The organism is Roseateles puraquae, from assembly GCF_002205845.1.
GTDB lineage: Bacteria > Pseudomonadota > Gammaproteobacteria > Burkholderiales > Burkholderiaceae_C > Pelomonas > Pelomonas puraquae.
This window is the reverse complement of record NZ_NISI01000009.1, coordinates 110,629-131,600: the sequence shown is the minus strand read 5'-3', so window position 1 is coordinate 131,600 and position 20,972 is coordinate 110,629. Positions and strand designations below refer to the sequence as shown.

The 20,972-nt window shown below is 68.7% G+C and carries 15 protein-coding genes; 9 read left to right on the top strand and 6 right to left on the bottom strand.

Features of this window, described 5'->3' with window-relative positions:
* Positions 1-5: 5 nt before the first annotated feature.
* A complete protein-coding gene (locus CDO81_RS19805; RefSeq protein ID WP_088484953.1) occupies positions 6-1,292 on the top strand; it encodes a methyl-accepting chemotaxis protein in 1,287 nt (428 codons plus the stop codon).
* A gap of 11 nt (positions 1,293-1,303) precedes the next feature.
* The gene (locus CDO81_RS19800; RefSeq protein ID WP_088484952.1) at positions 1,304-2,548 is read left to right on the top strand and encodes a patatin-like phospholipase family protein; all 1,245 of its coding nucleotides are present in this window, start codon (positions 1,304-1,306) and stop codon (positions 2,546-2,548) included.
* Here CDO81_RS19800 and CDO81_RS19795 read toward each other — a convergent pair.
* From CDO81_RS19795 to glk, 4 genes are all read right to left on the bottom strand, one after another.
* Complete coding sequence (locus CDO81_RS19795; protein ID WP_088484951.1) at positions 2,520-3,272, bottom strand: sugar nucleotide-binding protein; 753 nt, start codon at positions 3,270-3,272, stop codon at positions 2,520-2,522. The genes CDO81_RS19800 and CDO81_RS19795 overlap by 29 nt on opposite strands.
* The gene (locus CDO81_RS19790; RefSeq protein WP_088484950.1) at positions 3,269-4,498 is read right to left on the bottom strand and encodes an alpha-amylase family glycosyl hydrolase; all 1,230 of its coding nucleotides are present in this window, start codon (positions 4,496-4,498) and stop codon (positions 3,269-3,271) included. Before CDO81_RS19790 ends, CDO81_RS19795 begins: the two co-directional genes overlap by 4 nt.
* Before the next feature lie 99 nt (positions 4,499-4,597).
* Positions 4,598-7,390 (bottom strand): TonB-dependent receptor, encoded by a 2,793-nt coding sequence (locus tag CDO81_RS19785; RefSeq protein ID WP_206602136.1) that lies wholly within the window; start codon positions 7,388-7,390, stop codon positions 4,598-4,600.
* Between the two features lie 448 nt (positions 7,391-7,838).
* Positions 7,839-8,831, bottom strand: a complete 993-nt coding sequence (gene glk / locus CDO81_RS19780; RefSeq protein WP_088484949.1) for a glucokinase — start codon at positions 8,829-8,831, stop codon at positions 7,839-7,841.
* Positions 8,832-9,164: 333 nt separating this feature from the next.
* Here glk and CDO81_RS19775 point away from each other — a divergent pair, with 333 nt between their 5' ends.
* The 5 genes from CDO81_RS19775 (at position 9,165) to CDO81_RS19755 (ending at position 16,854) form a co-directional block, all read left to right on the top strand.
* Positions 9,165-11,063 carry a glucokinase gene (locus CDO81_RS19775; RefSeq protein WP_088484948.1) on the top strand — a complete coding sequence of 633 codons (1,899 nt, stop codon included), beginning with the start codon at positions 9,165-9,167 and terminating at the stop codon, positions 11,061-11,063.
* 161 nt (positions 11,064-11,224) lie between these two features.
* Positions 11,225-12,376, top strand: a complete 1,152-nt coding sequence (locus CDO81_RS19770; protein ID WP_088484947.1) for an efflux RND transporter periplasmic adaptor subunit — start codon at positions 11,225-11,227, stop codon at positions 12,374-12,376.
* 236 nt (positions 12,377-12,612) lie between these two features.
* Positions 12,613-14,628, top strand: a complete 2,016-nt coding sequence (locus CDO81_RS19765; protein ID WP_088484946.1) for an ATP-binding cassette domain-containing protein — start codon at positions 12,613-12,615, stop codon at positions 14,626-14,628.
* A 7-nt stretch (positions 14,629-14,635) separates the two neighbouring features.
* Entirely contained in the window at positions 14,636-16,033 is a 1,398-nt protein-coding gene (locus CDO81_RS19760) for a TolC family protein (protein WP_088484945.1), read from the top strand.
* 35 nt (positions 16,034-16,068) lie between these two features.
* Positions 16,069-16,854, top strand: a complete 786-nt coding sequence (locus CDO81_RS19755) for a glutaminyl-peptide cyclotransferase (protein WP_193466522.1) — start codon at positions 16,069-16,071, stop codon at positions 16,852-16,854.
* 6 nt (positions 16,855-16,860) lie between these two features.
* Here CDO81_RS19755 and CDO81_RS19750 read toward each other — a convergent pair whose 3' ends face one another.
* Positions 16,861-17,331, bottom strand: coding sequence for a YybH family protein (locus CDO81_RS19750; RefSeq protein WP_088484944.1), 471 nt, complete (start codon positions 17,329-17,331; stop codon positions 16,861-16,863).
* A 112-nt stretch (positions 17,332-17,443) separates the two neighbouring features.
* The gene (locus CDO81_RS19745; protein WP_088484943.1) at positions 17,444-18,622 is read right to left on the bottom strand and encodes an acyl-CoA dehydrogenase; all 1,179 of its coding nucleotides are present in this window, start codon (positions 18,620-18,622) and stop codon (positions 17,444-17,446) included.
* A 116-nt stretch (positions 18,623-18,738) separates the two neighbouring features.
* On the opposite strand from CDO81_RS19745, the gene CDO81_RS19740 reads away from it, so the two are divergent.
* Both CDO81_RS19740 and CDO81_RS19735 read left to right on the top strand, forming a co-directional pair.
* Complete coding sequence (locus CDO81_RS19740; protein WP_088484942.1) at positions 18,739-19,650, top strand: LysR family transcriptional regulator; 912 nt, start codon at positions 18,739-18,741, stop codon at positions 19,648-19,650.
* Between the two features lie 195 nt (positions 19,651-19,845).
* Positions 19,846-20,961, top strand: coding sequence for an ABC transporter substrate-binding protein (locus CDO81_RS19735; RefSeq protein WP_088484941.1), 1,116 nt, complete (start codon positions 19,846-19,848; stop codon positions 20,959-20,961).
* Positions 20,962-20,972 lie beyond the last annotated feature (11 nt).

Sequence of the window (20,972 nt, the reverse complement as noted above, 5' to 3'; positions counted from 1 at the left end):
TCGCCATGGACCGCAACGACAACCCGCTGCCCGCCGCATCCGGGGGCGCCGGCCGCTGGCTTCGCGAGCATGCCGGTGCTGCGCTGGCGGCCGGCTTGAGTGTGGCCGGCGTGGCCATGGCCGTGCAGGGCGCGCAGGGCTGCGCCAGCGTGTCGGTGCCGCTCTTGTGGGCGGCCGGCGGCGCGCTGGCGGGCTGGCAACTGCGCCGCTGGCGCGAGCGCAGCCAGCAGCCTCCGCACGGCCAGCATGCCCAGGCCGGCAGCGTGGTGGCGCAAGACATCTCCACGCTGCAGCAGGCCTTCGCGGTGCTGGGCCAGCAGGTCAACGCCACCATCCAGACCTCCGAGACTGCGGTGCTGGCCATGGGCGAGAGCCTGTCGCGGGTGCACCAGCGCAGCACGGGCTTGCGCGAGCAGGTGGTGCAGGCGGTCGAGCGCTCGGGGCAGTTGTCGGCGGCGTCGCTGCAGCAGTCCACCGAACATGCCGCGGCGGTGGCCGACCTGGCCAGCCACCAGACCTTGTTCGAACGCACGCGGCTCGACTTCCTGGCGCGGGTGCGCAACTCGGCTTACCAGGTGCGCCACCTGGCGCCGCTTGCCGAACTCATCAGCGACATTGCACGGCAGACCAACATGCTGGCCATCAACGCCGCGATCGAAGCCGCGCGTGCCGGCAATGAAGGTTCGGGTTTCAAGGTCGTGGCCGCCGAAGTGCGCCGCCTGTCCACCCAGACCGCCGACGCCGCCCGCCAGGTGACCGACGGCATCCAGCAGGCCGCGCAGGCCATCGAGCGCGAAGCGGCCCAGCTTGAATCCGAGGTCAGCGACAGCCCGGCGGCGCAGCTCGACGAGATCGCGCATCACATCCAGGACATGAGCCGCACCTTGTCCGAGGTGGTGCCCTACCTCGGCCAACTGTCCACGCAGATGGATGAAGGCATCGCCGACGTGTCGACTGACATCGTCGAGATCCTGGGCCACATGCAGTTCCAGGACATCAATCGCCAGCTGCTGGAGCAGATCAACAACGCGCTGGCGTCGCTGTCCAGCCACTTCTCGCAGCTCTACCAGCTCATCGATGGCCAGGCCCCGCCGCCGCCCGTCATGCTGGAGGAATTGCTGCAGCGCTGGACGCAGAACTACGTGATGCACGCCCAGCGGGCCGCCCACGCGCTGGCGGTCGGCGCGGCGCAGGGCAATGTGGTGCCGCTGCACGGCAGCGCGCCTGCCGAGGGCGCGGAGGCACCCGCGGCCCTGGCGGTGGCCAATGGGCCGCGCATCGAACTCTTCTGAAGGAGACGGCCATGCATGCGCTGCCGCTGACCGGACTCGTGCTGAGCGGCGGCGGGGCGCGCGCTGCCTACCAGGTGGGCGTGCTGCGCGCCATCGCCCGCATCCGGCGCGAGCTGCAGGTCGACTCAGCCAGCCTGGCCAGCAATCCTTTCGCGGTGATCTCCGGCACGTCCGCCGGTGCCATCAACGGCGCCGGCCTGGCCTGCCATGCCGATGACTTCGAGGCCGGCGTGGAGCGCCTGGTGCAGACCTGGTCGGCCTTTCGGGCGCAGCAGGTCTACCGCTGCGATGCGCTGGGCCTGCTGACCAACGGCCTGCGGTGGATGGGCGTCATGTCCATGGGCTGGGCCATGCGCCGCCTGCGCCCGCGCTCGCTGCTGGACAACTCACCGCTGGGCGCGCTGCTGCGCGAGCTGGTGCCCATGCACCGGCTGCCCACGCTGCTGGCTCGCCGGCACCTGCATGCCCTGGCGATCAGCGCCTCCAGCTATTCGACGAGCCAGCACGTCACCTTCTACCAAAGTGCCACGCCCATCCCGGCGTGGGTGCGCACCCAGCCCATCGCGGCGCAGACGATGCTGGTGCACGAGCACCTGATGGCGTCTTCCGCCATTCCCTTCATCTTTCCGGCCACGCGGCTGCATCATGAAGGCCGCGGTGGCTGGTATGGCGACGGCTCGATGCGGCAGTCGTCACCGCTGTCGCCGGCCATTCACCTCGGCGCCAGGCGCTTGGTCGTGATCGGTGCCGGGCGCATGCACCAGCCTGCCGACGAAGTCGTGGACGACGCGCGCTACCCCAGCCTCGCGCAGGTCGCGGGCCATGCGATGTCGAGCATCTTCCTGGATGCGCTCTCGGCAGACATCGAGCGCATGCAGCGCGTCAACCGCACCCTGGAGATGCTCAGCCCCGAGCAGCGCACCAGCCACCCGCTGGCCCCGATCGACGCCATCATCATTGCCCCCAGCCAACGACTGGACGACATCGCCGCCCGCCATGTGCACCGCCTGCCGCGGCCGGTACAACTGCTGCTGCGCTCCACCGGCGTGCGCGACGGCCAGCGACAAGGGGCGGCGCTGGCCAGCTATCTGCTGTTCGAGAGCGCCTACACGCAGGAGCTGATCGAGCTGGGAGAGCAGGACGGCATGGCCCAGCGCGAGGCGCTGTCAGCCCTGCTGCAGCCCAGCGAGTTCACGGTGGCCCGGGCGGCACGCCGTCAGGCCGGGTTCAGGGACAGCCGGATGCCGCTGGCCTGAGTCGCGCCGACAGGGGCGGCAGGCGGGTCGGCCCGCCCACCAGGCGTTGATCATGGCGGTAGTCGGCGTGCGGGCGAATCTGCCAGGGCCGGTCGAAGGCGAGCGCCAGGGCTCGCGCCAACTGGTCGAAGGTCCAGGCGTCATCGGCGTTGCTGTCCAGGTGGTGCACGCCTGGCGCCCCTTGCACCAGCAGTTGCAGCAGCGCCGCCGCGGTGTCTGCCATGAACGAGCAGGCCGGCACCCACACCGTGCTGGCGGCGACATGACCGTCGCGCCGCTGCCAGTCGTCCAGCGCCATGCGCATGTTGTTGCCGGGCTGCGTGGGGTCGATCTGCCAGCCGATGCGGGCGATCACCGCATGCGGCGCAACAGCCGTGATGGCGTCCTCGCAGGCGATCTTGTAGCGGCCGTAGTCATCACGCGCACTGCGGGCATCGCCCACGTGGTGCGGGCCGTCGGGTTCGTGATCGAACACCATGGCCGTGCTGGTGAAGACGAAACGCTCGCTGCGCGCCGCCAGCCAGCCGGCAAAGCGCGGCGAGCCCATGCCGAGGTGCGCCACGGCGTCCGGCGCGCAAGCCTCTAGCCACCGGGCACTGGCGGTCTCGTCCTCCGGGTCGAGGGTGGCGCGATCCCAGCCGACCACCTCATGCCCTGCGGCGCGCGCCGCCTCGGCCAGGCGCGGCGCCAAGGTGCCGTTCAAGCCGGTGATCAGCACCTTCATGCGATCTCCCAGCCCCAGGCCGGCAGCGCATGGCCCTCCCAGACCTGCGGTTGGGCCGACAGGTTGACGGCCACGCGCACCACATCAGCGCCGCGGCGGCGCTCGAAGGCGACCACCTCCGGCGCTGCCGGCAGCAGCGTCAGTGTGCCGCCATGCGGCGGCGCCGCCAGCGCCGGGTGGCGGTGCTTGAGCGCGATCAGCCGACGATAGAAAGCGGCCTGGGGCGCATCCCGCCAGTCGATGAGGTCCTTCTCGAAGAACGCCAGGCGCCGCGACAGGCCCGCCTCCTGGCCGTTGTAGATCAGCGGCATGCCCGGCAGCGTGAAGGTCAGCACGGCGAGCGCCTGGCGGGCATCGCCATAGAGCTCGGTGTCGGTGCCATGCCAGGAGTTGTAGTCGTGGTTGCTCGTGAAGCGCATGCGGCAGGCCTGCGCGGGATGGGCACCCGGCTGGCGGCCGAGCCAGGCCTTGAGCAGCGGCGCGCCGGCTTCGCCCCGGCCGATCTTCTTGAAGACCTCGTCGGGCAAGGTCCAGTCGTAGGTGACGTCAAAGGCGCCACTGGTGTGCAGCACTGCGGCGTCGGATTCCGCCAGCATGAAGAGGGGCTTCACGGCCTCCAGCTCGCGACGGGCACGCACCCAAAAGTCCACCGGCACGAGGCTCGCCACATCACAACGAAAGCCGTCCACACCCACGTCGGCCACCCAGAAGCGCATCGCGTCGATCATGGCCGCGCGCAGTCCTTCGCTGCGGTAGTCCAGCGCGACGACGTCGTCCCAGTGCTCTTCGTTCGGCTGACCGGCATTGAAGGTGACCGGGTAGATCACGCCCTGGGCGTTGAGCTGGTACCAATCCTTGTGCGACGTAGCCCAGGCATGGTCCCAGGCGGTGTGGTTGGCCACCCAGTCGAGGATGACCTTGAACCCCAGACCCTGCGCCGCGGCCACGAGGGCTTTGGCGTCAGCCAGCGTGCCGAACTCAGGGTTCACCGCGGTGTAGTCGCGGATCGAGTAGTAGCTGCCCAGGCTGCCCTTGCGGTTGAGCACACCGATGGGCTGGAGGGGCATCAGCCACAGGATGTCGACGCCCAATGCCTTCAGGCGCGGCAGGTCCGCTTGCACGGCGGCGAGCGTGCCGCTTGCGGCGTACTGGCGCACGTTGATCTGGTAGAGCACGGCGCGGCAAGACCCGTCTGAAGGGGTCGGGTCGGGGGCGGTGAAGTTCATGTGAAGCGCAGGGATGGCGGGGCGGACGCGCCTGGCCAAGAAAAAACCCCTGCCGGATCGCTCCGGCAAGGGTTCACAGGCAGGTCAAGCGTGGGCTGATCAGAACTTGTAGTTCGCACCCAGCAGGTAGGTGCGGCCCCACTTGGTGTACTCCAGCGGACGGTCCTTGGTGCCGGCGTAGGTCTGGTAGGCGGCGTTCGTCAGGTTGTTCACCTGGAACAGCAGGCTCAGGCCCTTCAGCGAACCTTCGTTGAAGTTGTAGCCCAGCTGCAGGTCGGTGATGTTCTCGCCGACGACATAGCGCAGGGTGCGGGCGCCGTTGAAGTTGCCGATCTCGCCGATGAAGTCCGAGCGACGACGCTGGCTGACGCGAGCCTCGAAGCCATCCATCTCGTAGTAGGCCGTCAGGTTGTAGACCTGCTTGGACAGACCCGGCAGGCTGATGTCGCCACCGCCCACGCTGGACGCGCTCTCGGGGTCACGCACCTTGATACCGCTGTGAGTGAAGCTGGCGCTGGCCTGGATGCCGAAGCCCTTGAGGACGTCAGACACCAGCGACAGCGGCAGCGACGCGGCCAGTTCCACACCCGACAGGCTGCCACCCTTGCCGTTGAACGGCGCGGTGAACGTACCCTTGCTCAGCGCAGCCGGGCAAGGCTGGTTCGGGCCGGCCGGCGTGGAGCAGGTGCTCGGCGGCACGTAGCTCTTGGTGAAGGCGCTCAGGTCGTAGCCATCTTGCGTCTGCGTGTAGACGTAGCTCTTCAGGTCCTTGTAGAAGTAGGCGGCGGACACATAGGCCTTGGTGCCGAAGTACTTCTCGTAGGACACGTCGAAGGCGTTGGCGATCCAGGGGTCGGCCTTGGGGTTGCCACCGCTCGCGCCCGGCTTGCCGGTGGCGCTGTCCACGCCGAACTCGATGCCCGAGCGCAGCTGGTCCACACGGGGGCGGGCCATCTGGCGGGCCAGGCCGAGGCGCACGGTCTGGTCGTCGGCCAGCGAGAACACCAGGTTGGCGCTGGGCAGCACGTCGGTGCGGACCTTGCCGTCCGTGTTGGGCTTGATGTTGCTGCCGGCCGGCGCGTTGTTGTCCCAGTAGTTCGAGGTGGACGACTGGTCGACGCGGATCACCTGCAGGCCGACGTTGCCGCGCACCGGGATGCCGGACAGCTCGCTGTCGATGTTGCCCTTGATGAAGCCGGTGGTGGTCTTCTCGTAGACGTTCCAGGCCTTCGGGATCAGGTAGGCAGCGCTCGTCTCGCTCGGGTTGAAGGTCATGTAGCGCGCCACGGCGGCCGGCACATTCCACGCGGGAATGGTGCCCACGCCTGCGAAGCTCAGGTCGACCGGCGAGTACTGCAGGTCGCTGGCAATGGCGGTGTCGCCCTGGGCGCCGACATTGATGTTGCCTTCAGGCTGACGCTTCTTCTTGGAGCGGTCCGCGTAATTGACGCCGACGTCCACGTCTGCGAAGAAGCCCTTGAACGCATCCGGCATCGGGAAGTTGCCAGCCAGCTTGAACGACTTGAGCTCATCCACGACGCTCGGGGTCTTGCCGTAGCCCGAGCCGTAGATGGTGCCGCGCAGCAGCAGCTTGGTCGGGTCGGAGTAGTTCAGCGTCGGGGTCAGCGTGGAGAAGCCGCCGGTGGCGAAGTTCAGCTTCAGCGTGTCCAGCGGCGCGGTGGAGCCGTTGGGCGCGAGCTGGGTGTTGTTCTCCAGGTTGATTTCCTTGCGGTCAGCCTTGGAGTAGCTCACGTCGGCCGTCAGCGTGGAGCCGCCGGCGAGCTTGAGCTTGTTGTTCCAGCCGAAGGCGTCGATGGTGTCCTTGCGGTCGTTGTACATGCCGCGCACCAGCGGATACAGGCCGCTGGCGCTGCCACCGATGAAGGTGTTGTTGCTGTTGACCACCGGCGAGGTGATGTTCAGGCCGGGCGAGTAGCCACCGTTGTAGCCGCTCAGGTTCACTTCGAACTGGTTGGCCGTGTCTTCCTGCTTGGCCTTCGTGTGGTAGTAGTCCACCACGCTCGTGAAGTCCTTGTTGGGGCGGAACTCGGCGGTCGCCAGGAAGGCGTCGCGCTTGTTGACGCCCGTGCGACGCAGGGCCTTGATACCGTCGGAGTAGAACGTGCCCGCGGCCACGCCCGGACGCCAGCCGGTACCGACGGCCTGCCAGGGCTCGTACAGGCCGACCTGTTCTTCCTGAATCGGCGTTTCCTGGTGAGCAAAGCCCAGCACGACGCCGACGGTGCGGTCAGCGAACTGGTCGATGTAGCTGGCGCTGACACGGTTGCCCGTGCCCTTGGCACCGGCGGCGCCACCCAGCGAGTTCTTCTGGCCGCGCACGTTCACAGCCATCACGCGGGTGCCGAAGTTCAGCGGGCGCACGGTCTGCATGTCGATGGTGCCCGACAGACCCTGGCCGATCAGGCCGCCGTCCGGCGTCTTGTAGACGCTCACGCTGGCCAGCAGCTCGGAGGGGTACTGGTCGAATTCGACGGAGCGGTTGTCACCGGTGCTGACGATCTCGCGACCGTTCAGCAGCGAGGTGGCGAAGTCAGGCGACAGGCCACGCACGCTGATCACCTGGGCACGACCGGCCACGCGCTGGGCCGACAGACCCGGCAGGCGGCCCAGCGATTCGGCGATGGAGATGTCGGGCAGCTTGCCGATGTCCTCCGCCGACACCGACTCGACGATGTTGTCGGCGTTCTTCTTGATCGAGATCGAGGCCTCGATGCCCTTGCGGATGCCGGTGACCGTCACGGTTTCCAGCTGCTGGGTCTGCTGCGCGGAAGCCGCGGCGGCCGCAATCAGCAGGGTGCAGCCGACGGCCACAGGACTGATCCGGTACGAAATGCCAGCCTGCAGGCTGCGCTTGTCCTTGCTCATGCTCATGAATGTCTCCTCTGTTTCGGGAAAGCGGCTTGGCCCTCGTTGCACGCCGCCCCGGCGCACATGAATGGGGCGAGAACCCAACGTCTCGAACGAGTTTGTATCAAAACTAGATTTGGCACCGCACCTGCGTAAACCCTAGACGTTGCGAACAAACCACCTGATTTCGGGGCAAAACCAAGGGTTAACACCCAGTTCAACGCCAGCTTGGCGCCGCAAGGCCCAAACCGCGCCTGCCGATTACACGTTCTTTGTAGCGCAACTACATTGCCCTCTAAGGGTTTACAACAGGCACACACCGAACATGCGCCAAGCGGGTGCCCAGGACAGCGCTACCGGCGCCAGATCGGTGCCTGCGACAGGCGCGCACAAGCGCGCCGGGGCCGCAGAAGCAGCCCCGGCAAGCAAGAAGAGAGGTGAAGTGGGCGGCCCGCCCGGCAGCGTCAGCCGATCAGCCGTCGGCCTGCTCAAGCGCCAAGGCGGCGCCGGACAACGCAGCCAGCGTGTCGGTGATCAGGGCCGTCGGGATGGCCGACAGCATGGACTGGAAGCGCCCCTTGGCCTCAAAGCGTGAGCGGAACTCCGACTGGAAGAACCGCTCACCCAGGCGCGGCACGATGCCGCCACCAATGAAGACGCCGCCGCGCGAGCCCAGCGTCAGCGCCACGCTGCCCGCAAAGCCACCCAACATGGCGCAAAACACGTCCAGCGTGCGCGCGCACACCGCCGATTCGCCCGACAGCCCGCGCGCCACGATCTGCTCGGTCGGCAACCCTGCCACGTCTTCGACGCCCCCCAGCACGGCTGCGACCGAGCGGCACAGCACCGGCAGCCCGATGCCCGACAGGAAGCGCTCGGCCGACACGTGCGGGAACTCGCGGCGCGCCTGGCTCAGCACGGCACTCTCGAAGTCATCAGCGGGCGCCAGCGTGGCGTGACCACCCTCGCCTGGCAACGCCACCCAGCGCCCGGGGGCGCGCACCACGCCACCAACCCCAAGCCCCGTGCCAGGGCCGATCACCGCCATCACCGTGCCGACCTGCACCTCGCCCGGCGGCTGGGGCGCCGCGCCCCAGGGGCGGAGTTGATCCGGGCGCAGCCGGGGCAGCGACAAGGCCTGCGCCTCGAAGTCGTTCAGGCAGAGCAAGGTCTGCAGACCGAGCCCCTGCTGGGTCGCGACACGGGAGAAGCTCCACGCGCCATTGGTCAGCTCGATCTGGTCGCCATGCAGCGCCGTGGCCAGCGCGAAGGCCGCGCTGCGGGGACGCACCGCGCCGGCCGGGCGACCGGCCAGGTAGGCCTCGACGGCAGCGGCCGGGCCGGCATGTCCGGCCACCGGCAACACGCACACATCCTCCACCGGCGCGCCCGGCGCCGCCACCATGCCGAAACGCGCATTGGTGCCGCCGACATCGGCGACCAGCCAGGGGAATGCTGCCGTCATGCCACCACCCCACGCGTGGTCAGGAGGGGGCGATCGATATTCAGGGAAGGGATTTCGGTAAACACGACGGCGAAAAGCTTGAAATTTCGGGCGCGCGGACGGTAGCAAAACTACATGAATTCAGCAATACAAGCTCACCCCAGGTTTGAAAATCCAAGCGACAAATCGGCTTTCGCGTCCAGCAACCCGGCCGTCGCCCTGGGGAAACTCGATTGCCGCCACCCTGTAGTGAAGCTACAACCCTGACGAGCCCGTGCGCTGCACCTGCTGCCTGCCGGTCCCGGGTGCAGCTGCTGATAATCCGCCTCATCTTTCTGTTTTTGCCACCTCTTCATGCCGCGTTTCGACAGCCCCCGATTGCTTGCCGATATTGGCGGCACCTATGCCCGTTTTGCGCTGGAAACCGGCCCGGGTGAATTCACCCAGATGGCCTCACTGCGCTGCGCCGACCATGCCGATTTCCATGCGGCCGTGCGCGCCTACCTGGAAAGCCTGAACTGGCCCGAAGGCGCGCAGCAGATCGCCCACGCCGCCGTGGCCATTGCCAACCCGGTCGAAGGCGACCGGGTGCGCATGACCAACTACCACTGGCAGTTCTCCATTGATGAGATGCGCCAACGCCTGGGCTTCGACACCCTGGTGGTGGTCAACGACTTCACCGCGCTGGCGATGGCCCTGCCCCGCCTGGCGGAGGTGGATGTGCGCCAGGTGGGTGGCGGCCAGGCGCGCCGGCCCAGCGTCATCGGCCTGCTGGGTGCCGGCACGGGCCTGGGGGTGTCGGGCCTGATTCCGGCGGGCGAAGGCTGGATTGCGCTGGGCACCGAGGGGGGCCACGTCAACTTCGGCCCGCGCGACGAGCGCGAGATGGACATCCTCAAGTTCGCCTGGCAGACGCTGGACCACGTCTCTTATGAGCGCCTGATCTCGGGCCCCGGCCTGGAACTGATCCACCGCGCGCTCGCGGCCCGCCACGGCGTGGACGCCCCGACGCTGCAGGCCCCCGCCATCACCCAGCGCGCGCTCGACGAAGGCGACGCGCTGTGCCTGGAAACGCTGGAGGTCTTCTGCGGCCTGCTCGGCACGGCCGCCGCCAACCTGGCCGTGACGCTCGGGTCGCTGGGCGGCATCTACATCGGCGGCGGCATCGTGCCGCGACTGGGCGAGTATTTCGACCGCAGCCCCTTCCGCGCCCGCTTCGAGGACAAGGGGCGCTTTCGCGACTATGTGTCGGCCATCCCGACCTTCGTCATCACGGCCGAGAACGCGACCTTCAAGGGCGCCTCGGCGATCCTGGAAAACCAGCTGCGCAACCTGCAGGCCTCCCCGGGCTCGGCCATCCTCGGCCAGATCCGCCGCGCACGCAGCGAACTCTCACCGGCGGAACTGCGCGTGGCTGACCTGGTGCTGGCCCAACCCCGCTCGGTACTCAACGACCCGATCGCCGAGATCGCCCGCGCCGCCGGCGTCAGCCAGCCGACCGTCATCCGCTTCTGCCGCTCACTGGGCTGCGAGGGGCTGTCGGACTTCAAGCTGCGCCTGGCCTCGGGCCTGACGGGCACGGTGCCGGTCACCCACACACAGGTCAACACCAACGACTCCATGCTCGAGCTGGGCGCCAAGGTGCTGGGCAACACCGCCAGCGCCATCCTGCAGGTGCGCAGCCACCTCAACCGCGACACCATCGACCGCGCCATCGACCTGCTGCTGTCGGCCCATCGCATCGAGTTCTTCGCGCTGGGGCACTACAGCGTGGTGGCGCAGGATGCGCAGTTCAAGTTCCTGCGCTTCGGCATGCCCTGCGGTGCCTACACCGACCCGCGGCTGCAACTGCTCGCGGCCGATGTGCTGCGCGAGGGCGACGTGGCGGTGGTCATCAGCAGCGGCGGCCGGCTGCCGGAGCTGCTGTCGGTGGTGGAGAAGGCGCAGGAGCGTGGCGCCAAGGTGGTGGCCATCACGGCCAGCCAGAGTCCGCTGGCCAAGAAGGCCGATGTGACGCTCATCGTCGACCACATCGAAGACATCGCCACCCACCTGCCCATGGTCAGCCGCATCCTGCATCTGCTGGTGATCGACATCCTCGCGGTGGGCGTGGCCATGCGGCGCAGCCCCGACAGCATCGCGGCCCTGGGCGACGGGCCGGACGAGGAGGTGGCCAAGAGCGGCCGCTCCGGCGCCGCGCCGGGGGTGAGCACCGCGTCGCCTTTGGCTCGCCTCACGTCCCACAGCCGCTGACATGACTTTCGCCAGCGCGCCATCCGCTCAACAAGATGCGCCGGAAGGTGGCCACCGCGCCACCGCTCGACTGATACGCTAGATCCCGAGTTCACGCCATTGATGCGGCGGCCTGTCGGCCGCCATGCCGAGGGGCACAGACCCCGTGTCCAGGGAGGGACATGAAGACTTCACTGCTCAAGCGCTGGCGCGTGCGCCTGATCGTGCTCGGCCTGGTGGCCGTCGCCACAGCCGGCTGGTGGTTCACCCGCAAGCCACCGACGCCCCCGGCACCACCCACCGGCGTGGTGGCCCTGGCTGACGTGACCCAGAGCGTCCAGGCGGCCGGCGTGCTGCAGGCCAAGACCAAGGTGGATGTGGGCGCCCAGGTCAGCGGCCAGATCCAGACCATCCATATCGAGCTGGGCCAGCAGGTGAAGAAAGGCGATCTGCTGGTGAGCCTGGACCCGGAGCTGGCGCGCAGCGACGTTGCCCAGGCCGAGGCCGCCGTGGCCCAGGCCAGCGCAGCGCTCGACAGCCGTCGGGTGGATGCCGACGCGGCACGCCGGGAACTCAAGCGCCAGCAGCGGCTGCTCGCTGGGCAGGCCACCTCCGGCAACGAGGCAGAAAAGGCTGAGATCGACCTGGCCAAGATCGAAGCCGACCTGCGCGGCCAGGCGGCCAACCTCACGCGATTGCAGGCCGAACTCGACAAGAAGAAGGTCAACCTCTCCTACACCCGCATCACCGCACCGATGAACGGCACGGTGGTGAACCTGCCGGTGCAAGTGGGCCAGACCCTGATCTCGGTGCAGATCACGCCGGTCATCCTGACCCTCGCCGACCTGGACACCATCACCGTGCGCACCAAGGTGCCCGAGGCGGACATCCAATCGGTGAAGGTCGGCCAGACGGCGCGCTTCACCACGCTGTCCGGCGAAGGCAAGCGCTACGAAGGCAAGGTGCGCGTCATCCAGCCAGTGCCCGAGCGGGCGGGCAATGCGGTCTTCTACAACGTGCTCTTTGAGGTGGACAACCACGACCGCGCGCTGTTCAGCGACATGACGGTGCAGGTGGACATCGAGACCGGCTCCGCCAAGCAGGTCCTGACCATGCCGGTGGTGGCGCTGGGTGAGCGCGGCAAGGACGGCCGCTTCACGGTGCAAGTGCTCGACGCCGCCAACAAGCAGACACCCCGCCAGGTGCGCGTGGGCCTGCAGGACGGCGCCAAGGTGCAGATCCTCGACGGGCTCAAGGCCGGCGAGAAGGTGCTGCTGGCGCCGCCGAGCGCCGCAGACGCAGCCGCCTCGTCCGCCTCGGCCGCGTCCAGCTGACATGAAGGCCCACGTTCGCTTTGCTCCTTGCCCCCCCGAGGGGGCGCTTCAGCGCCTTCGGGCGGCCGGGCGGCGTCACATGAAGCCCCCACGTTCGCTTTGCTCCCTGCCCCCCGAGGGGGCGCTTCAGCGCCTTCGGGCGGCCGGGCGGCGTCACATGAAGCCCCCACGTTCGCTTTGCTCCTTGCCCCCCGAGGGGGCGCTTCAGCGCCTTCGGGCGGCCGGGCGGCGCTGACATGGCCCTGATCGAGCTGAAGGACGTCGCCCGGCACTACCAGCTGGGCGAGATCGATGTGCCCGCGCTGGACGGTGTCAGCCTGTCCATCGAGGCGGGCGAGTTCGTTGCCATCATGGGCCAGTCAGGCTCGGGCAAGAGCACGCTGATGAACGTGCTGGGCTGCCTGGACAACCCCACGCGCGGCCGCTTCCTGATCGACGGCCGCGATGCCGGCACCCTGGGTGCCGATGACCTCGCGGCGCTGCGCCGGGAGCGCTTCGGCTTCATCTTCCAGCGCTACCACCTGCTGCCGCACCTGGACGCGCGAGCGAACGCCGCACTGCCGGCCGTGTATGCAGGCGTCGGCCCCGGCCCGCGCGGCGAACGCGCCCGCGCCCTGCTCCAGCGCCTCGGGCTGGGCGAGCGACTGCATCACCGGCCCAATGAGCTCTCCGGCGGCCAGCAGCAGCGCGTATCCATTGCCCGCGCGCTGATGAACGGCGGGCAGATCATCCTGGCCGACGAACCTACAGGTGCGCTGGACTCGGCCTCCGGCGCCGAGATGCTTCGCCTGCTGCGCGAGCTCAACGAACGCGGCCACACCATCATCCTGGTGACGCACGATGCCGCCGTGGCGGCGCACGCACACCGTGTGATCGAGCTGCGCGACGGCAAGGTCGTGGCCGACAACGGCACACCCGCCGGCCACGTGCCGCCGCGCGAGCTGCCCAGCGACGCGCCCCCCGTGAAGGAAGGCGGCCGGCTGCGAAGGCTGCAGGTGCAATGGCGCGAAGCGGTGACGACGGCCCTGCTGGCCCTGAAGGGCAACCGGCTGCGCACCGCGCTGTCGATGCTGGGCATCAGCATCGGCATTGCGTCGGTGGTGAGCATCGTCGCGCTGACCACCGCCGCGCGGGCCTCGATCGAGACCGATCTTTCCAGCCTCATCTCCGGCCGCATTCCGGTCTGGCGCGGCAATCCGGCGCTGCCGCCGGGCACCGTGCCCCAGCCCTTCCGCCCGCACGAGATCGACTCGCTGCGCGCCCTGCCGGGCGTCAAGGGCATCACCTTGAACCGCCAGCTGCAATTGACCGCGCGCCACCAGTCGCGCGACGCAATGCTGGAAGCCATTGGGGGCGATGGCAACACCCTGCGCGCCCGCAAGCTCAAGGTGGTCGAAGGCCGCTACCTGAACGCGATGGACTTCGAGTCGCGCAGCCAGGTGATCGTGATTGACGAGAAGTCACGCGATGCCCTGTTCAAGAAGAACGAGTCCCCCATCGGCAAGCTGATCTTCGTGAACCCGGGCATGGCGCCAGACGCCTCCGCGCAGGCGGCCGCGGGCGCCGCACCGCCGCCCACGGCGGCCCTGCCGTTCACCGTGGTCGGCGTGGTGGCGCCCGAAGGCGGCGCGTTCAGCTTCGGCAGCTGGCTCGGGCAGCTCTACTTGCCGCACACCACCTTCTCGCGCAAGCTCGACGCCCGCGCCGATGTCGACAACTTCGACGTGCTGCTCGACCTGACCGTGCCGCCGCAACAGGTGCGCGAGCAGATCATCCACCGCCTGAAGGCCCTGCACGGCCGCGAGGACTTCGGCACGTGGAACGGTGAAGAGGAGTTCCGCAAGTTCCAGGGCGTGACCAGCGCCATGGCCGCGCTGTTTGCTGGTGTGGCGGCGATCTCGCTGCTGGTTGGCGGCGTGGGGGTGATGAACATCATGCTGGTCTCGGTGTCGGAGCGCACCCGCGAGATCGGCATCCGCATGGCGATCGGCGCCCGCCAGGGTGACGTGCGGCTGCAGTTCCTGATCGAAGCCGTCGTGCTGTGCTGCCTCGGCGGCCTCGTCGGCGTGGCCCTGAGCTGGCTGGCGGCACAGGGCGTCAATGCGGCGCAGGACCACCTGCACGTCGTCATCAGCTGGGCGGCCCTGGGCGTGGCCTTCGCGGTGTCCAGCGGCGTGGGCCTGGTGTTCGGCACGCTGCCCGCCCGCCGCGCCGCCGCCCTCAGCCCCGTGGACGCCCTGGCGCGGGAGTAGAACAACGATGAAGCCTCTTCTGACACCGCTGGCCTGCGCACTGGCCGCCTTGTGCATCACCGGCTGCGCCCACGGCCCGGCCGCGGCACCGGCCACGACTGACCTGGCCCTGCCTACCGCCTGGGCCGAGCGTCCGGGCGATGCCACGCCCGACTGGGCCGGCCTGCTCGACCCACAGCTCGCCGCCCTGCAGGCCCGCGCGCTGGCGGCCAACCGTGACATCGCCCTTGCCGCGCAACGCTGGAAGCAGGCGCAGCTGCTCGTCGAGCAGAGCGCGCTGCGCTGGTCGCCGTCGGCCGGCGTGTCGGCCAACGCCAGCCGCCCGGTGCAGACGCAAAGCAGCACTCGCAACGTCGACATCGGCGGCGTGACCGTGCCCGTGACCACGGCCACCGGTTGGAGCCGCAGCTATGGCGCTTCCGTCGGCGTCAGCTATGAGCTCGACCTCTGGGACCGCCTCGCCCAGGGGACGGCGGCCCAGCGCGCCCAGGCCGAGGCCGCCCGTACCGACATCGCCGCGGCACGCCTGTCCATCCGCAGCCAGGTGGCCGAGGCCTACTGGACGCTCGCGGCGCTTCAGGCCCAGCGACCGCTGGCCGAAGCCCAGATCACGCTGACGCGCGAGACCCTCGAGCTCACCCGCCAGCGGGTGCGCGAGGGCAAGCTGCTGCCCATCGAGCTCGACAAGATAGCGGTCAATCTGCAGGCTGCCGAATCGCGCCTGGCCGACCTCTCCGCGGACGCGCAGCTGCAGCGCCACATCCTGGCCTTGCTGCTCGACGAGCCCCTGCCCGGCCCGCAGCCCGACGCGACGCTACCGGCCGCGGCCCCGCCACGCTGGCGCCTGGCAGCGCCGGCCGACGTACTGGCCCAGCGGCCCGATGTACAGCGCGCCCGGCTGGGCGTGGATGCAGCCCTGGCCAAGCTGCGGGTCAGCGAGGCCGAGCGTTATCCCAGGCTGTCCTTCTCCGCCGGCCTCAGCACCGGCGGCACCACGGCCAGCGACTGGCTGGCCCAGCCGCTCGCTTCCTTTGCGGCCAATCTGGTGGTGCCGATGATCGACTGGCAACGCCTGGACCTGCAACGCGAAGGCGCGCGAACCGAGCTCGACACCACCGCGCTGACCCTGCGCGACACCTTGCAGAAAGCACTCGCCGACATCGAGAGCCAGCGCATCGAGGCCGAACGCGCCGCGCAGCAGTGGCAGGCCAACGCCGGCCGCCTGCGCGAGGCCACTGAGAACGAGCGCCTGGCACAGCTGCGCTACGAGGTCGGCGCGGTGGCGCGGGCCGACTGGCTGCAGACCCGCAGCGCCCTGCTGGACGCGCAACAGGCCGAGATCCGGCTGCGGCTGACGCAGTGGCTGCGGCAGTCGTCGCTCTTCAAGTCGCTGGGGGGCGCCTGACAGGTTCGCGCGGCGGCTTGCAGTACGCTGCCGGGATGACGTCGATACCCGATTTCTCACGCCGCCGGCTCCTCAGCGCGCTGCCGGGCCTGGCGGGCCTTGCGATGGCGCCGCTGGCCGCCGCCGCCACGCCGGTGCAGGGCTTCAAGGTGGTCAAGGCCTACCCGCACGACCCGGAGGCCTTCACCCAGGGCCTGTTCTTCCACGAGGGCTTTCTGTACGAAAGCACCGGCCTGCACGGCCGCTCCAGCATCCGCAAGGTCGAGATCGAGACCGGGCGCGTGCTGCAGTCCGTGGGCCTGCCCGACGAGTTCTTCGGCGAGGGCATCACCCGCTGGGGCGACCGTGTCATTGGCATCACCTGGCAGGAACAGACCGCCTTCGTGCTGGATCTCAAGACCTTCAAGCTCTGGCGCAAGTTCAGCTATCCCGGCGAGGGCTGGGGCATCGCGAGCAATGAACGAGAGCTGGTGATGAGTGACGGCACGCCGGAACTGCGCTTCCTCGACCCGGCCAGCTTCAAGGAAATGCGCCGCGTACGCGTGACGGCCGACGGCAAGCCTGTGGAGATGATCAACGAGCTGGAGTGGGTGGACGGCGAGGTCTGGGCCAACATCTGGCAGACCGACCGCATCGCGCGCATCAACCCCAAGACCGGCGTCGTCACCCGCTGGATCGACCTCAGCGGCCTGCTGCCGCAGCGCCGCGGCAGTGACGATGTGCTCAACGGCATCGCCTACGACGCCGCCCGCAAGCGCCTGTTTGTGACCGGCAAGCTCTGGCCCAAGCTGTTCGAGATCCAGCTCACGCCGGGCCGCTGAGCGGCATCAGCGACAGACATCCGCGCCGAAGTCGAAGACGATCTCCCAGGCCCCGGCTGGCGTGCGCCGCCAGGTGGACTGGAAACGTGCAACGAGCTTGCCGTCCGGCGCCATCACCGGGCCGCTGGTGCGGGCCAGGTCGCCACTGGGCAGCACGAGCACCAGGTCAGGCGACCAGCTGAATGGCGGCTTGGGCGCAGTGATGAGCGCCCGCCAAGCCGCCATGACCGCGTCCGGCCCGTGCAAAGCTTCCTTGTCCATCCAGATCGTGTCGGCCGCCAGGAAGCGCCGGAAGCCCTCCAGGTCTCTGGCGGCGAACGCTGCAGCGAAGGCGGTCTCGGTGCGCCTCACCTCTTCCACGCGCCGCGCGATCTCGTCGGGCGAAGGCCAGGCGGCGGGCGCCGCGGTGGCCGGGGTGTGAGCTGTGAGGGCAGGCAGGCTGGCTGCGGCCAGTAGCGCGTGTCGGCGGGAGGTCATCGATGGAACTCCGAGGGCAACAAACCGCCAGGATGACGGGCTCCGGCGCGACTGCCGCAAGTCACGACGCTCGTCACCGCCACCGGGCCGGCCCGAGCGACGTGCCCGTGGCTCAGAAGGCGGCGATCCCCGTCTGCGCGCGGCCGAGGATCAGCGCATGGATGTCGTGCGTGCCTTCGTAGGTGTTCACCACTTCCAGGTTGACGAGATGCCGGGCAATGCCGAACTCGTCGCTGATGCCGTTGCCGCCCAGCATGTCGCGCGCCATGCGGGCGATGTCCAGCGCCTTGCCGCAGCTGTTGCGCTTCATGATGGACGTGATCTCCACCGCGGCGGTGCCCTCGTCCTTCATGCGACCCAGGCGCAGGCAGCCTTGCAGGCCGAGGGTGATCTCGGTCTGCATGTCGGCGAGCTTCTTCTGGATCAGCTGGTTGGCCGCCAGCGGCTTGCCGAACTGCTGGCGGTCCATGGTGTATTGACGCGCGGTGTGCCAGCAGTCCTCGGCCGCACCGAGCGCGCCCCAGGCGATGCCGTAGCGGGCGCTGTTCAGGCAGGTGAAGGGGCCCTTCAGTCCGCGCACCTCGGGGAAGGCGTTCTCCTCGGGGCAGAACACCTTGTCCATCACGATCTCGCCCGTCAGCGAGGCGCGCAGGCCTACCTTGCCGTGGATGGCCGGCGCGCTCAGGCCGGCCCAACCCTTCTCCAGCACGAAGCCGCGGATCTGGCCGCCATCGTCCTTGGCCCAGACCACGAAGACGTCGGCGATCGGGCTGTTGGTGATCCACATCTTGCTGCCGGTCAGCTCATAGCCGCCGTCGACCTTGCGGGCGCGGGTGACCATGGAGGCCGGGTCCGAGCCGTGATTGGGCTCGGTCAGGCCGAAGCAACCGATGAACTCGCCCGTGGCCAGCTTGGGCAGGTATTTGCGACGGGTGGCTTCGTTGCCGAACTCGTAGATCGGCACCATCACCAGGGACGACTGCACGCTCATCATGGAGCGGTAGCCGGAGTCGACCCGCTCCACCTCACGGGCGATCAAACCGTAGCTCACATAGTTCAGGCCAGCGCCGCCGTACTCGGCCGGAATGGTCGGGCCCAGCAGCCCCAGCTCGCCCATCTCGCGGAAGATGCCGGCGTCGGTCTGCTCCTTGCGGAAGGCCTCCAGCACGCGCGGCCGCAGGCGCTCGCCGCAGTAGGCAGCCGCAGCCTCGCGCACCATGCGCTCTTCGTCCGTCAGCTGCTCATTCAGCAACAGCGGGTCGTCCCAGTGAAAGCTCGCCTTGGTGGCCATGTCGTGTCTCCGGAGAAAGGGGGGCACCGGCAGCCGTGGCGCCGGGCGCAATGCCGTGAGTATTGCCCTCGCCACCCATTCGTGTCCAATACAAGAATCGGCTTCAACGATTCGCCATGCCTATCGACAACCCCAGCTCGACACGCGCCCTTGAGTTCCGCCACCTGCGCTGTTTCATGGCGCTGGCGGAGGAGCTGCATTTCGGCCGCGCCGCGCAGCGGCTGGCGATGTCGCAACCGCCGCTGTCGGTGGCCATCCAGCAGCTCGAAGCCAGCGTGGGCGCGCGGCTGTTCGATCGAGACAGCAAGGGCGTGCGCCTGACCCCGGCCGGCCTGGCCTTTCGCGGCCACGCGGCCGGTCTTCTCGAACGAGCGGACGCGGCCTGCGCCTTGGCCCGCGAAGTGCAAGCGGGGGAAGTCGGGCGGCTGCGGGTGGGCTTTGTGGGCTCGACGCTCTACAACGGGCTGTCGGCCTGGCTGCGGGCCTTCCAGACAAGTTGGCCCCGCGTGGAAGTGGTGGTGGTGGAGCTGAACTCGCAGGACCAGATTGATGCGCTGCTGCAGGATGAACTCGACCTCGGCCTGGTGCACACCGACCGCCTGCCACCGACGCTGCAGTCCCAGCCGCTGTACACCGAACCCTTCCTGGCCTGCCTGCCTGCCGGGCATGCGCTGGCCGGCAGCGCCGAACTGCCGCTGGCGGAACTCAGCGACCAACCGTTCATCCTGTTTTCACGGCGCGGCTCGCCCGACTATCACGCGCGCATCGTCGACATCTGCCGTCAGCAAGGCGGCTTTCACCCGCGCCTGCAACACGAGGGGCGGCACTGGCTCTCCGTGGTGTCGCTGGTGGCGCAGGGCTTGGGCGTGAGCATCGTGCCGGCGGGCTTCCAGCGCGCCGGCATCCAGGGGGCCAGTTTCCGGCCGCTGGCAGACCGCATCGACGACTCCGCCGTCTTCGCGGCCTGGCGGCGAGATGGCGACCCCATCCTGCGACAGCGCTTGCTGGCCGCGCGCCTGAGCGCCTGACTGCCCAGGACCTCGCGCGTCCATCCCTAAGCTGCGCCTGGAGAAGACTTCTCCGTGCGTTCTGCCCACTTCTCCTCACGCCGCGCGGCTGGCTGCCCTGCGCTCACTTGCCAGCCCTTGCCGCCATGCTTGAATTCGGGTTACCCCGAAGACACCGCCGTCCGCCCTGCGAGACGGGACTGCATGGAGACACCAATGAACGCATTCCGGCCCCGTCGACTCCTCACCACCGCCTTGCTGGCCGTGGGGCTGCTCGGCAGCGCCCAGGCCGACATCACCGTCGGGCAGACCGCCGGCATCACCGGCGCCGTGGCGGGCAGCGTCAAGGAAGTGACGCAGGGCGCGCGCCTGTACTTCGACGCCGTCAACGCCGAAGGCGGCGTGGGCGGCCAGAAAATCACGCTGGTGTCACTGGACGACAAGTTCGACCCCAAGCTGGCCGCAGCCAACGCCAAGACCCTGATCGACCAGGGCGTGATCACCCTCTTCCTGAACCGCGGCACGCCGCACACCCAGGCCATCATGCCGCTGCTGGCCGAGCACAAGATTCCGCTGGTGGCGCCGTCCACGGGCGCCATGGTGTTGCACAAGCCGGTCAACCCGTGGCTGTTCAATGTGCGCGCCACCTACCAGCGCGAAGCCGAGCGCGCCATCGAACACCTGAGCCTGATCGGCATCAACCGCATCGCCCTGGTGCAGGTGAACGACAGCTTCGGCGAGGATGCGGTGGCCGGTGCGTTGGCCGGTCTGGCCAAGACCAACAAGCAACCGGTCGCCCACGAAAAGTTCGACCGGGCCAAGCCTGAGCTGGCACCGGTCGTCGCCAAGGTCCTGGCCGCGCAGCCGCAGGCGGTGATGTTCATCGGCTCGGGCTCCGCCGTCGTCGAAGGCATGAAGGCGGTTCGCGCCGCCGGCTCGTCGGCCCAGATGGTGACTCTGTCCAACAACGCCTCTGCCGGCTTCATCAAGGACCTGGGCGATGCGGGCCACGGCGTCATCGTGAGCCAAGTGTTCCCGTACGAGCGCTCCATTGCCAAGCCCATCATCAAGGAAGCCATGGAGTTGGCTCGCAAGGCCAGTACGGAGCTGACGCCCAGCATGGTCGAGGGTTATGTGGCGGCCAAGGTGCTGGTGGAAGGCCTCAAGCGCGCCGGCCCCAAGCCCACGCGAGACAGCCTGAGGAAGGCCCTGGAAGGACTCGGCCGGTTCGACCTTGGCGGCATCGAGGTGGGCTACGGCCCGAACGACCACAGCGGCATGGACTACGTGGACCTGGCCATCATCGACCAGACGGGCAAGTTCCGCCGCTGACACGTTCCGAC